Below are 13764 nucleotides of genomic sequence, written 5' to 3' on the forward strand. Positions count from 1 at the left end.
CGCAACGTTCTTCCGTCGGCCCGACAGAAACCACAGTATCCCGCACGAGTGCCATGAACGAAGTCCAACTGGAAGTGGCGAAGGCGTACCCGAACGACTCGGGTCGCGGAATCGCCCGCCTCGACCCCGACACGCTGTTGCACCTCAAACTGAGCCCCGGCGATATCATCGAAATCGAGGGCGCGGAGATGACCGCGGCGAAGGTATGGCGTGCGGATAGACAGGACTGGAACACCGATACAGTCCGTATCGACGGCTTCACCCGGCAGAACGCCGACGTCGGCATCGGCGAACGGGTGAAGATACGGAAAGCTGAAGCCGAGAAGGCCGAGACGCTGGTGCTCGCCCCGCCGGAGGAGGCGAGCGTGCAGTTCGGCTCCGATGCGGCCGGCATGGTGAAACGCCAGATCCTCAAGCGACCGGTCGTCGCTCGCGACATCGTCCCGGTGATGTCGAGTACGAACCACCCGTTCATGCGGTCACCGGGCCAGGCGATACCGCTCATCGCCGTCGAGACGGAGCCGGAAGGAGTCGTCCTCGTGACCGAAGACACGGAAGTCGAGTTGCGAGAAGAACCGATCTCGGGGTTCGAGCGCACCGGCGGTGGCATCACCTACGAGGATATCGGCGGCCTGCAAAACGAGATCCAGCGGGTCCGGGAGATGGTCGAACTCCCGATGAAGCACCCGCAGATCTTCCAGAAACTCGGCATCGAGCCGCCACAGGGAGTCCTCCTGCACGGCCCGCCGGGGACCGGCAAGACCCTCCTCGCGAAGGCGGTGGCCAACGAGACGTCGGCGAGTTTCTTCTCCATCGCCGGCCCCGAAATCATCTCGAAGTACTACGGCGAGTCCGAACAGCAACTCCGGGAGATATTCGAGGACGCCAAAGACGAGGCGCCGGCGATCATCTTCATCGACGAACTGGACTCCATCGCGCCGAAGCGCGAGGACGTGACCGGCGAGGTCGAACGGCGGGTCGTCGCCCAGTTGCTCACGATGATGGACGGTCTCGAGGGACGAGGCCAGGTCATCGTCATCGCCGCGACCAACCGCGTGGACGCCGTGGATCCGGCGCTGCGCCGGCCCGGACGATTCGACCGCGAGATCGAGATCGGCGTCCCCGACGAGGTGGGTCGCGAGGAGATACTCAAGATCCACACGCGCGGGATGCCCCTCAGCGACGACATCAACCTCTCGAAACTGGCGGACGACACCCACGGCTTCGTCGGGGCGGACATCGAGTCGCTCACGAAGGAGGCCGCGATGCGCGCGCTCCGCCGCTACCTCCCGGAGATCGACCTCGACGAGGAGGACATCCCGCCGAGTCTCATCGACCGGATGATCGTCAAACGCAACGACTTCCAGGGCGCGCTCAACGAGGTCGAACCCAGCGCCATGCGCGAGGTCCTCGTCGAACTCCCAAAGGTCTCCTGGGACGACGTCGGGGGGCTGGCGGATGCGAAGTCGAAGGTCAAAGAGAGCGTCGAGTGGCCGCTGACGTCCCGGGAGAAGTTCACCCGCCTGGGGATCAACCCGCCGTCCGGGGTCCTCCTCTATGGCCCGCCGGGGACCGGCAAGACGCTGATGGCGAAGGCCGTGGCCAACGAGACGAACGCGAACTTCATCAGCGTGCGCGGCCCACAACTCCTCTCGAAGTGGGTCGGCGAGTCCGAGAAGGCGATCCGACAGACCTTCAGGAAGGCCCGGCAGGTCAGCCCGACGGTCGTGTTCTTCGACGAACTCGACAGTCTGGCGCCAGGCCGCGGCCAGGACACGGGCAACAACGTCTCCGAACGGGTCGTCAACCAGTTACTGACCGAACTGGACGGGCTCGAAGACATGGAGGACGTCGTCGTCATCGGCGCGACGAACCGCCCGGACATCATCGATCCGGCCCTGATCCGCTCGGGCCGCTTCGATCGCCTGGTGATGATCGGCCAACCAGGTGTCGAAGGTCGCGAGGAGATCCTGCGGATCCACACCCAGGACACGCCGCTCGCCCCCGACGTCTCGCTGCGCGAACTGGCAGAGCGGACCGACGGCTACGTCGGCTCGGACCTCGCGAACATCGCCCGCGAAGCGGCCATCGAGGCCCTTCGCGACGACGACGAGGCGGACGCGGTCGAGATGCGACACTTCCGTGCCGCCCTCGATTCGGTCCGCCCGACGATCACCGAGGACCTCCTCGAGTACTACGAGCGGGTCGAAGAAGATCTGACCGGCGGGTCCACGCCTGCTGCCGGTGACCGCCGCCGCGAAGGCCACATCGGGTTCCAGTAGGCGGGAGACCGCGTTTGGGGGCACGTCGCCGAAAGATAGAAACCTTCATTATTGTTCACGATAGACACATCATCGCCCTCGGGAAAGTTCGTCACGGGAGGGATGGGGAGGAGATACGTGGACCGACGACCCGCCACCGAGGGCGTTCCGGTCACCACTCCACCGACGCACCGACGTTACGCCCGCCAGTGACTACCACGTCACCGTCGAGTCCGGCGGCCGCTAACGCCGTCTTCCCGGCCCGTCTGGCGGCGGCCGCGTTCGCCGCATCGGTGATGCCGTAGACGGCCGGCCCCCACGACGACTGCCCCGCGCCCTCGATGGCCGGTTCCCGGGAGAGATGCGTGACAAGGTCGCCGACCGGCGGTCGGTAGACGCCACCCTGCTCTTCGGCGTACCACCGGCCGTTCAACCGACCCAATTCTGCGACCCCGTCACCGAACGCCGAAACGTCGCCGGCCGTGACCGCCGGGAGGATACGGCGGACGACGAGGCCCGCGATGCGATCGCTGAGGGTCGGGTCCGCGCGTTCGACCGTCGCGCGCATACTCCGATCCTCGTCCTGACCGTGAGGGCCCCGACTCCCGGCCGGGACGACGATCAGAAAGCGCCAGTCCGCGGGAATGTCGTGACGAGCCGCGACCCGCGGGACGGTCCAGTCGCCGGTCACCGGTGGCTCGGTAGTGAACTGACCGGTCGGGTGTCCATCGTCCAGGACGAACCCGCCGGACTCGAAGGTCGCCACCCCGACGCCGCTCCGGCCGCCACGGCCCAGCATCGGGGCGCGGGTCCGGATCCGTGGCTCGTCGTCGTAGGCACGGGCGACGGCGGCCAGCACGGCGAGTGCCCGCTGGGTACCGCTTCCCAGACCGACGTGCTGGGGATACTCCGTCTCGATGCGGACGCGGGCCCCAGGGACGTCCAGTACCGAACACACCGCTTCGACCAGCGAGTGGAGGCCAGGTTCGTCGACCGTGGGAGTGTCCGCTCGCGAGGCGTGGACGACCGTCCGGGGTTCCTCGAGGGCGACGCCGACGCTCCCGTACAGTCGCTCGTTCGAGAGCGAGAGATTGACAAAGCCGAAGTGGAGGCGCGCGCTCGTCGAGACCTGGACGTCCATACGGCGACTGCGACCGGGAGGCGATTGACCCTTTCGCCATCGGCCGACGTTCCCCGGAGTTCGCCGATCACGGTGCGGTCCGAATACGCCAGTAGCCGACGAGCCCACCGAGCACCGTCCCCGCGATTAGTCCACCCGGCCCGAGGAAGACGAAGCCGAAGACCAGTCCCAGGACGACGGCGAGGAAGGCTTCCGAGTGACGCGGGTTCATACGGATACTGGGAGCGCCCAGGGATTTATTCTTCGCCATCTGCCACGAGGGGCTAGTTATACAACCCCCATCCACCAACTGTCCCGATATGCCAGGGCGTCTGGTGGGGCAGTTGGGGGTCGACCGAGCCATCGATCAGTTTCTCGCCTTCGCCCGGACGGATCCAACGGTGGCCGTAGCCGCGGCTATCGGCATCGTCGCTCTCCTCGTCGCCGGCTGGCTACTCTTCCGGTGGTACCGGAGACCGACCGCCAGGGGCCTGACCCAGGTCCTCGAATCAGCCGAGGAGGTCACCGTCCTCATGCACCCGAATCCCGACCCGGACGCGATGGGCGCCGCAATCGGCGTCGCCCACCTCGCCGACCGGGTGGACACCGAGGCATTCATTCAGTATCCCGGCGAGATCCGCCATCAGGAGAACCGCTCGTTCAGGACCGTCCTCGACCTCGACCTCGAACGAATCGAGAGCGCCGAGGACATCGCGTCCGACAGGGTGGTCCTCGTCGATCACAACGAACCGCGGGGGTTCGATGGCGCCGAACGGATCCGGCCGGTTGCGGTCATCGACCACCATCCAGGGTCGGGCGACGGCACGCGGTTCACGGACGTCCGGCCCGAGTACGGCGCCGCGTCGACCATCCTCGCGGAGTACCTGGATTCACTCGGGTTCGAACCCGGTGATCCGACGGACGGCGAGCCCATTCCCCCCGAGATCGCTTCGGGGCTCCTCTACGGGATCCTCGCCGATACCAGTCATCTGACGAACGGCGCCTCGCCGGCCGAGTTCGAGGCGAGTGCCTATCTCTCTCCGGGCATCGATTCGGACCTGCTCGATCGGATCGCGAACCCGCAGGTGGACGCCGAGACCCTCGATGTCAAAGCACGGGCGATCACCGGTCGAGAAGTGAAAAACCCCTTCGCCATGAGCCACGTCGGGGACCTCTCGAACGTCGACGCCATCCCGCAGGCGGCGGACGAACTACTCCACCTCGAGGGCGTCACGGCCGTCGTCGTCTCGGGCCGAAAAGACGGGACGCTATTCCTCTCGGGTCGGTCACGCGACGACCGCGTCCACATGGGTCGCATCCTGGAGCACGTCCTCGGCGACATCCCGATGGCGAGCGGTGGGGGCCACGCCAGGATGGGCGGCGGACAGGCCTCCATCGACCACATGGAGGGTATCGGGCCGTCCGATGGCGTCTCGATGGACGAACTCCACGACCGACTGTTCACCGCGATGGCCGGCGAGGTCTAAATCGTAAAGACGTGAGGATTCCCGGAAGCTGGGAAGCCCGCTCGGGCTTATCCACCTACTGTGCCTACATCGATTCGAGAGAGTGCTGAGAGTGGCTCGATCGAGACACGTACCATGCCTACTCCATCATCGCCGAAGATCGAATCGACGGCCGAACGGCTCCGGCTTCGCGTCGAGTTCGAACTCGGGATTCCCGAGGACACCTCCTGCCCGCTGTTCACCAATCTGAGCGAGGACCCCCAGCAGATCACCGTGGACCACCACGACGGGACGTGTTTCATCGAGGTCGAACTCAGCGATTGCCCGGACGGTGAAGACTGTACCAAGATCAGATTCAACCAACCGGTCGATAACTGCTCCTGTCCGGCGTTCTGGAAGCACGGTTCGTTCCAACGCGTACTCGACATCAGGGTAGCGGACAGCGTCACCATCTCCGAGACCTACGTCCCCGACCGCGAGACGCTCCGCGAACTCGTCTCGGACATCCGCGAGACCGGTCGGACCGTCCGCATCCGGAAACTCACGACCGTCGACGATGGCGAAGATATCCCCGCGTTCCGGGTCTTCGATACGAGTCGACTCACGGAGAAAGAACGCGAGATGTTGAAGTATGCGGTCGAAGCGGGCTACTACGACCGCGATCGGAAGGTCTCGCTCACGGACATCGCCGAGGTATTCGGCCTGACCAAACAGACCTGCTCGGAGCGCCTCGGAGTGGCCGAATCGAAGATAACCAAAGACCTGTTCCAGTAGTCGGTCGGCGCTCGTTTCGCCCACCGTGTGTGTTCGCTATCGGTTTCAGTATCCCCCTCCACTTAAAGAACCTGATTATCAGGCATCGACCGCAGGCGCGGGACCCCGCTAAAAATTCCTGGAACCGTAATGAAGGCACATCAAATCGTCAGAAGACACGGAACGAACCGCGTCCGCACCGCGTCGAAGGAGGTGGACCGCGATGTCCGGTAGCGACGAGGAAGGCGTGACTCGTCGGTCCGTCCTGCGTTCGACGGGCGCAGCGGCTGCGGGTCTCGGACTCGGGGGCGGCAGTCTCGCCACCCTCGACGAACTCACCGAGGAGCAGCGGGCAACGGTAGAGAACTACGTCGGCGAAGACGAGGTACTCCCGAACTCCTGTGCCCCGAACTGTCGGGGTCGCTGTCCGATCGAAGTCCACGTCAGGGACGGCCGCGTGAAGAAGACGGAGCCGGGTATCCCGGAAAACCGGGAGTACAAACGCGGGTGTACGCTCGGTCTCTCCCACGTCCAGCGCATCTACAACCCGACGCGGCTCAAGTACCCGATGAAGCGCACGGACTGGTCGCCCGACGACCCCAATGTCGAGGGACGGGGTGAGGCCGCCGAATTCGAACGGATCAGCTGGGACGAGGCGCTCACCCACATGGCCGAGCAGATGGAGGCGGCTGCCGAGGAGTACGGCTCCGAGAGCGTCTACTTCGAGTCTGGGTCCGGCGACTACGGGACCGCCAGCGATCATCAGGCCCGTCTGGCCTCGCTGTTCGGTGGGACCCGGATGGACTGGTCCATCGACATCAACGTCGGACAGGGCTTCCGCCGGGTCGGCGGCGCCGGCTGGTTCAACGTCCCGACCAACCAGGCCTCGGACCTGAAGAACGCGAACACGCTCATCGCGTGGGGCGGTGACATCTTCGCGAGTCGACTCCAGCAGGACTCCTCGAAGATGCTGGATGCCATCGAAAACGGCGGCAAACTGGTCGTCGTCGACCCGGTGTACACCGGGACGGCCGCGAAAGCCGACCTGTGGTTACCCGTCGAGCCGGGGAAGGACGTCCACCTGGCGCTCGGGATGATCCACCACATCTTCGAGAACGACCTCTACGACGCGGAGTTCCTCCGTAAGCGCACGCTCGGACCCGCACTCGTCGGGCCCGACGATACGCTGTTGAAAGCCGCCGACGTGGTGCCGGGCAGTGACGCGGACAAGGCAGTCGCGTACAACACGGAGACCGAGAGTGTCGAGGTCTTAGAGCCCGAGACCGAAGGGGCGTATGCACTCACCGGCGAATTCTCGGTCGGCGATACGACCGGACGGGTCGCACTCGACGCACTCGAAGCGGAGGCGGCGAACTACGTTCCGGAGGACATCGAAGAGACAGTCGGCGTCCAGGCCGGAAACATCCGCAAAGCTGCCGAATGGCTCGCGACACGCGGGCCCGGCGGGGTCGTTCCTGGCCTCGGCGTGGACCGGTACAAGTACGGACACATCTTCGGTCAGGCGTATGCGGTACTCGTCGCGTTGACCGGGGACTACGGTCGCAGCGGTTCGTTCCAGGGCGGGTATTTCAACGGCGCCGCCGCGGACTTCGGCGATTACACCGCACCGGAGGGCAGTCCCGGCTACGAGTTCATCCGCCAGACGAAGATTCTCACCGGGATGGAATCGGGCGATCCGTTCCAGATCAAGGTCATGTTCGCCCAGGAGTCGAACTTCATCGGGAACCAGTTACCCGACAGACAGCGATGGCTCGAGGCCGCCAAGAACCTCGATCTCATCGCGGTCGCCGACATGCACCACACGCCGACGGTCCAGCACGCCGACCTCATCCTCCCCGCGGCCCACTGGTTCGAGAAGGTGGGCGCGACGTCGCCGAGCACGCATCCACACGTCATGTACCGGGCGAAGGCCCACGACCCGCTCTGGGAGGCGCGGTCGGACTTCTGGATCAACAGCCGACTGGCGAAGAAGCTCGGATACGGCGAGTACTTCCACGAGACGAAAAGCGAAGAACTCGAATCGATGCTCGAGGCCGACGAGCACGTCGACTACGAGACGCTCAAGGCTCAGGGAACGGTCGAGAAACCGACACCCGTGGTGAAGTACACCGGCGAGTTCAACACGGACTCCGGCCGGCTCGAGATCTACGACGAGGACGCGCCGAGCGAGAAGGGCATCTCCCTCGAGGTTCCCCGTCCCGTGGAGAGTCGGACGGCCGAAGACTGGGAGGGTGCAGACGAGTATCCACTAACCTTCATGCAGAAACACTCCAAGTGGCGCATCCACTCCCAATTCGAGTATCAGCCAGTCCTCCGGGAGATCAACCCCGAACCGCAACTCGATATCAACCCGAAAGACGCGACGGCCCGGGGCATCGAGGACGGCGAATACGTCCGCGTCCACAACGACCGCGGCGAGATGGTCGTCAAGGCCAAGGTGAACGACGCGATCCAACCCGGACTGGTCAACACCGACCAGGGCTGGTACAACACCGATTTCGTCCGCGGTCACCACAACGACCTCACCCACACCGACGTGAGTCCCGTCACCGGGAATTTCGCCTTCTACGACGTCCGCGTCGAGGTCGAATCGGCCCCCGACGACATCGATACGAGCATGTACACTGACGATCAGACCGGTGTCCCGCAAGCGGGTGACCGGCAATGACGAGATACGGACTGGTGATCGACCAGGAACGCTGCATCGGCTGTCAGGCCTGTGCGGTCTCCTGCAAGATGGAGAACAACGTGAGCCACGGTCAGTTCTGGAACCGCGTACTCACTGAAGGGGGCGACAGCCTCGACAAACCGGCCGGGGGCTACCCCGAGCACGGCGAGGACGGCACCCTCTCGATGGGGTATCAGCCAACGGCGTGTCAGCACTGTGACAACGCCCCGTGTGTGAAGGTCTGTCCGGTCAACGCCACCTACACCCGCGAGGACGGCATCGTCGAGATCGACTACGACAAGTGTATCGGCTGTCGGTACTGCATGGCGGCCTGTCCGTACAACGCCCGCGTATTCAACTGGAGCGAGGCCGAGCACACCCCCGCTGAGGGCACTGGCGACGTTCCCGATCGACCTCGCGGCGTCGCGGAGAAGTGTACGTTCTGCTCACACCGCGTCGACGAGGGGCTCGACCCGGCGTGTGTCGTCAACTGTCCGTCGGACGCGCGTATCTTCGGCGACCTCGACGACCCGAACAGTACGGTCTCGAAGTACGTCAGGGAGTACAACACCACCCGCCTCCTGGAAGACAAGGAGACGGAGCCGAAGACCTACTACATCCAGGGCGGCATGAGCCCGGGGCGGCCACAGATCGCGGACAAGATGGAGTCCGAACTGAACGCGGACGAACGTGAGGAGGCGGGCCTTCCACCGACCCCACACGTTCCCGAATCGGCCGTCGGAGGTGACGACTGATGGCCGTCGACACTGCCGGTGAGCACGACTCCATCGTCGCCGTCGACGGCTTCGGAACGCTCGGGAAGGTCTGGCTCGGGTTCCTCGGCCTGCTGATCCTGGGCGGCCTGTTCGCCTGGTATCAGCAGTTACAGCTGGGTCTGGCGGCCACGGGCATGCGCAACGTGTTCTCGTGGGGGCTGTACATCATGCTGTTCGTGCTGTTCGTCGGCCTCTCGGCCGGCGGTTTGATCATCTCGAGTGCGCCGAAGTTCTTCCACTCCGACGAGTACGAGAGTCTGGCGCGCTTTGGCGTGCTGTTGAGCCTGGCGGCGATCGTCGTCGCGGGCCTGCTCATCCTCCCGGACATCGGTCGTCCGGGCCGGATCTACCAGTTCATCACCTCGCCGGATCTGCGGTCGCCGATGGTGTGGGACTTCGCCATCGTCGTGCTCTACGGGCTGTTCAACGTCTGGTACCTGTGGCTGCTCACCCGTCGTGATCTCGCAGCGCGCGGGTCGGCGCTGGCGCTTGGCACCGACGACACGGCCGCGGGACGCGACCGCGACCGCCGTCTGGCGTTCTGGAGTGCGGCCATCGCGCTCCCGCTGGCGGTCATGCTCCACTCGGTGACCGGCTGGATCTTCGCGACCCAGGTCGGTCGTGGCGACTGGTTCAGCCCGCTCGTCGCGCCGACGTTCATCGCGAAGGCGCTGGTCTCCGGGCTCGGACTGCTGTTGGTCGCAGCCATCGCTGCTGACCGGCTCACCAACTTCGAGTTCGAGGCGGAACTCCGGACTCGACTCGGCAAGTTCCTCGGCGTCTTCCTCGCGGTCCACGTGGTCTACCTCGTGGCCGCCGAACGCCTCCCGCACGCCTGGGCGGCGAACTTCGAGTTCTGGGCCATCACGAGCGGCTTCCTTGTCGGCGAGACCTCGTTCTTCTGGCTCTGGACGATCGTGGGCGGCGCGATTCCCATCGCGTTGCTGGCGATTCCGTCCCTGCGCGAGACGGCCTGGGCCGTCTTCACCGCGGGGGCGCTCGCGGTCTTCGGCGTCATCTTCGAGGGCGTTCGGCTCATCTTCGTCGGCTACGAGAGCGTGAACCTCTCGATGGCGCCCGGCGTCTCCGTCGGCGAATACGGCGGCCTCGGATCGACCATCTGGGCACAGACCGGCGTCTATACGCCGACGCTCATCGAGGTCGCCATCTCCCTGGGCATCATCGCTATCGGCGCGTTGATCCTGACGGTTGGTCTCGCGCTCCTGCCGATCCAGCACCGGCCGACCGACGTTCGCGCCGATGGCGGTGGCGAGGAGTGAGCGGAATGCACGGCGACGCCGTGACTGACGACGCCGTCTCCCCGGGCGACGGCCCCGACGCCGAATCGGGGTACCTCGCCCTCGCGGCGTGCTGGCGGGCGCCCACCGACGATCTCGTGACCGCAGTCAACGACGGTGACTTCGGGACGGTGTTCGAACGCGCGCCCCCGGTCGACCGCGCCGCGCTCGAACGCGAGTACACCCGCCTGTTCGTGGGGCCGGGCGAGCATCCGTGCCCGCCCTACGAGAGCGTCTACCGCGACGCCGAAGCGGGCCAAGAGCTGGGACCGGTGATGGGGGCCTCGACGGAAGCCGTCGAGCAGTGGTACCGCGAATTCGGGGTGGTCCTCGACGACGAGCACAGCGAACTGCCGGATCACGTCGCGACGGAACTCGAATTCGTCGGCCACCTCCATCAGACCGCTGACGCGGCGACCGTCGAACAGTTCCTCGACGAACACCCGCGCCAGTGGCTCGAACCGTTCCTCGACCGCGTCGATACGGCGACGAGTTCGCCGTTCTACCAGGAGCTCGTGGCCGCCACGCGGGCGGTCACCGACGCTCCCCGAGAGTGATCATGCCGACCAACGACCTGTACGAGTACGACGTGGAGTTCGCCATCCCGGGCCAGCGACGGGACAGCTTCGAGCGGTGGCTGCCGATGGCCACCTGTCGCTGGGGGATCGACCGGCGGGTCGTCTCGTTCGAGGAGCAACACAACGACACCGGACTCGGGCCAGAGACGCGATTCGTGTTCGGTTTCGAGTCGCTGGAGGACTGGGCCGGGTTCGTCGAGGGGCGAGCGCACTCGGAGAACATGGAGACGCTCCGAGAACTCGCAAGCACGGTGCAAGCGACCCTGTGGTATCCGCCGTTATCCCGGGGGTCGCCGACGCAGACGTCGGTGGTAGCCAACCGGCAGTGAACGGGCCTCTCGGCTGTTCTCGAACCGTCCATCTGTCCGGCGGTTATTTGCTGTTCGAAATCCAATAGATAGGTACGTACAGCCGACCGTATCGATCCGACGACCGCCAGACTGGAATTCAACACCCATGGATATCACCGACATCGTCTCGACGGACTACGTGGAATTTTCACCCGACACACCGGTCTCGAAGCTCGTCGGGGCCTTCGAGGACCCCGGCGTGAAAGGTGTCATCGTCCGCGACGACCTCTTCGAGGGCGTCATCACGCGACGACAGCTCGCCACCTCGCATCACCAACCCGATCAGAAACTCGGATCGCTGGTGTGGCACGTCCCCAGACTGTCGCCCGACGAGGACGTCCGGAAGGTCGCCCAGTTGATGATCGACGGCGACTCACAGGTTCTCCCCGTCTTCGAGGGCCGAGAACTCGTTGGCGTCGTCACCGCAGACGACATCCTCGAGGCCGTCCAGGAGTTCCTGGACGCGGCGACGGTACGGGAGGCCTACAGCCGCGACCTCGTCTCGGTCGACCCGGAGACCACCTTCGGCGAGGCACTCAACGTCTTCCGGAGCCAGCACATCGCCCATTTGCCCGTGGTCGAGGACGGCTCGGCGCTGGGCATCGTGAGTCTCTACGACGTGACCGACCTCACCGTCCGGTCCGCGAGGCGGAGTCAGGGCGGCGATGGTGGCGGGACCGACACGTTCGGCGGCGACATCTCGGACAGTGCCGGCCGCTCACGTCGGGGCGGGTTCGGCTCGCGCGAGGGCGAACTCGAACGGATGCTCGACCTGCCGGTACGCGATCTGATGGCCGCACCGGTCCGGACCATCGAACCGGACGAGACGTTGCAGGCGGCCGTGGAGGCGATGTTCGAGATGGGCGGCTCGTCGCTGGTCGTGATGCAAGACGGGAGTCCCGACGGCATCGTCACCAAGACGGACGTCCTCGATTCGCTCACGTGGGAGGCCGGCGGCAACCGGAGCGTCCAGCTCTACGGCTCCGACCTCCTGGACGACATGAGCTACGACGCAGTCGTCGCGATGATCGAGAACTTCGACGACAAAGACCACGACATGGCCATCCTGGACGCGAAGATCCATCTCCACGAGCACGACGAGACGCTCAGGGGTCGGCCGCTACTCCTCGCCAGGATTCGACTCCACACCGACCGCGGGCTGTTCATGGCCTCCGGCGAGGGATACGGCGCGAGCCACGCCATCAAGCAGGCCCGTGACGTCCTCGAACGGCGGATCCGTGACCACAAGACCAAGGGGAAATCGAAGAAGCCGCCGACCGAAGAGTACTGGGAGAAGCGCTTCGGCTGGATGCTAGAGGAGTAAGCCAGGTCGTCGGCCGGGACGGGCGCACCGACCGACGGATTTCGATGGGTTGCTCGCGCGGCTGCACGGGTGAGAGTTAAGGACGTGTCATCCGACTATCTAGTATGGAGCTCATCGACGGCTACGACCACCAGCCAGGCGTCCACTGTGGAGCGACAGCGATTCGAAACGTCACGAGACACTACGGCTGGCAGTACACCGAGGCGACGAGTTTCGGCATCGGCGGCGGGCCGGCGTTCGTCCAGTACGCGGACCCCGGGACCGACTGGGGACCGATCAGAGCCAGTCCGGTCTGGCTCGAACGGGCGTTCTTCGAACGGACTGGCATCCCCCACCTGTACCGGTCGGGCGACGACTTCGCCATGGCCTGGGAGAACGTCGCCGCGCGGGTCGAGGACGACGACCCCGTCCTCGTCTTCCTCGACCCCGAATCGCTGCCGTACCTGTCCGCAGATGCTGCCCACGTCCCACCCCACGTGGCCGTGGTCGTCGGCTACGAGGACGAGATGGTGTTCGTCTCCGACGCCGCCGTCGACGACCGCCAGGAGCTATCCCGCGAGACGCTCGCCACAGCCTGGTCGCACGACCGATACCTCTCGATGGAGAACGAGTACCTGGTCGTGACGCGATCGGCGAAGACCGAGGAAGGGACCGACGCTGCTGCCGCGGGCCTTCGACAGGCAGCGACGTACATGCTCGATCCGCTCCACGTCAAACGGAACGCCCGTGGACCGGGCGAAGAGGGGCTGGCGGCCCTGCGCGATTTCGCCGACTCGCTCGGGTTGTGGTCGGGTCTCGAGGACCCCGAGCCACCCGTCAGGGCCGCGAAACGAGCCATCGACGAGCACGGAGACGGGACCGCGTTCCGGGCCCTCTTCGCCGAGTCGCTCGCGGAACTCGGTCGACGGACCGGGGTACCGATCGACCTCTCCGAGCGGATGGAACGGGTCGCTCGTGAGTGGGGAACCGTGGCAGACCGCCTCGACGACATCCTCGACGAGGACGGCCAGCGGGCGGCCACCTTCGAAGAGGCGGCAAGCGTCGTGGGGGGCATCGCGGACCGCGAGGAGGCGATCTTCGAGGAACTCGCGGCCGAACTCGGGCAGGTCGAGGACCAGCAAGCCTGATTGGGGTCGCCTACCGTGTCGG

The 13764-nt window shown here is 65.5% G+C and carries 12 protein-coding genes; 10 read left to right on the plus strand and 2 right to left on the minus strand.

The window, feature by feature from the left end; genetic code table 11:
* Positions 1–53 precede the first annotated feature (53 nt).
* Complete coding sequence (locus HSRCO_RS11630) at positions 54–2282, plus strand: CDC48 family AAA ATPase (RefSeq protein ID WP_259517808.1); 2229 nt, start codon at positions 54–56, stop codon at positions 2280–2282.
* Between the two features lie 151 nt (positions 2283–2433).
* On the opposite strand, the gene HSRCO_RS11635 is transcribed toward HSRCO_RS11630, so the two are convergent.
* Complete coding sequence (locus tag HSRCO_RS11635) at positions 2434–3402, minus strand: beta-ribofuranosylaminobenzene 5'-phosphate synthase family protein (protein WP_259517809.1); 969 nt, start codon at positions 3400–3402, stop codon at positions 2434–2436.
* A 67-nt stretch (positions 3403–3469) separates the two neighbouring features.
* Positions 3470–3613 (minus strand): hypothetical protein, encoded by a 144-nt coding sequence (locus tag HSRCO_RS11640; protein ID WP_259517810.1) that lies wholly within the window; start codon positions 3611–3613, stop codon positions 3470–3472.
* A gap of 88 nt (positions 3614–3701) precedes the next feature.
* Here HSRCO_RS11640 and HSRCO_RS11645 point away from each other — a divergent pair, with 88 nt between their 5' ends.
* The 9 genes from HSRCO_RS11645 (at position 3702) to HSRCO_RS11685 (ending at position 13742) form a co-directional block, all read left to right on the plus strand.
* A complete protein-coding gene (locus HSRCO_RS11645) occupies positions 3702–4868 on the plus strand; it encodes a bifunctional oligoribonuclease/PAP phosphatase NrnA (RefSeq protein ID WP_259517811.1) in 1167 nt (388 codons plus the stop codon).
* A gap of 114 nt (positions 4869–4982) precedes the next feature.
* A complete protein-coding gene (locus HSRCO_RS11650; protein ID WP_259517812.1) occupies positions 4983–5621 on the plus strand; it encodes a helix-turn-helix domain-containing protein in 639 nt (212 codons plus the stop codon).
* A gap of 202 nt (positions 5622–5823) precedes the next feature.
* On the plus strand, positions 5824–8289 hold the full coding sequence (locus tag HSRCO_RS11655; RefSeq protein ID WP_259517813.1) for a molybdopterin-dependent oxidoreductase: 2466 nt from the start codon (positions 5824–5826) through the stop codon (positions 8287–8289).
* On the plus strand, positions 8286–9044 hold the full coding sequence (gene dsrO, locus HSRCO_RS11660; protein WP_259517814.1) for a sulfate reduction electron transfer complex DsrMKJOP subunit DsrO: 759 nt from the start codon (positions 8286–8288) through the stop codon (positions 9042–9044). Before HSRCO_RS11655 ends, dsrO begins: the two co-directional genes overlap by 4 nt.
* On the plus strand, positions 9044–10345 hold the full coding sequence (gene nrfD / locus HSRCO_RS11665; RefSeq protein WP_259517815.1) for an NrfD/PsrC family molybdoenzyme membrane anchor subunit: 1302 nt from the start codon (positions 9044–9046) through the stop codon (positions 10343–10345). Before dsrO ends, nrfD begins: the two co-directional genes overlap by 1 nt.
* A 5-nt stretch (positions 10346–10350) precedes the next feature.
* Entirely contained in the window at positions 10351–10920 is a 570-nt protein-coding gene (locus HSRCO_RS11670; RefSeq protein WP_259517816.1) for a molecular chaperone, read from the plus strand.
* Between the two features lie 2 nt (positions 10921–10922).
* Positions 10923–11270, plus strand: coding sequence for a hypothetical protein (locus HSRCO_RS11675; RefSeq protein WP_259517817.1), 348 nt, complete (start codon positions 10923–10925; stop codon positions 11268–11270).
* Between the two features lie 127 nt (positions 11271–11397).
* Positions 11398–12615: a CBS domain-containing protein gene (locus tag HSRCO_RS11680; RefSeq protein WP_259517818.1), complete on the plus strand. Its 1218-nt coding sequence runs from the start codon at positions 11398–11400 to the stop codon at positions 12613–12615.
* 104 nt (positions 12616–12719) lie between these two features.
* Positions 12720–13742 (plus strand): BtrH N-terminal domain-containing protein, encoded by a 1023-nt coding sequence (locus HSRCO_RS11685; RefSeq protein ID WP_259517819.1) that lies wholly within the window; start codon positions 12720–12722, stop codon positions 13740–13742.
* Positions 13743–13764: the final 22 nt, after the last annotated feature.

It is taken from the genome of Halanaeroarchaeum sp. HSR-CO (assembly GCF_024972755.1).
Taxonomy (GTDB): domain Archaea; phylum Halobacteriota; class Halobacteria; order Halobacteriales; family Halobacteriaceae; genus Halanaeroarchaeum.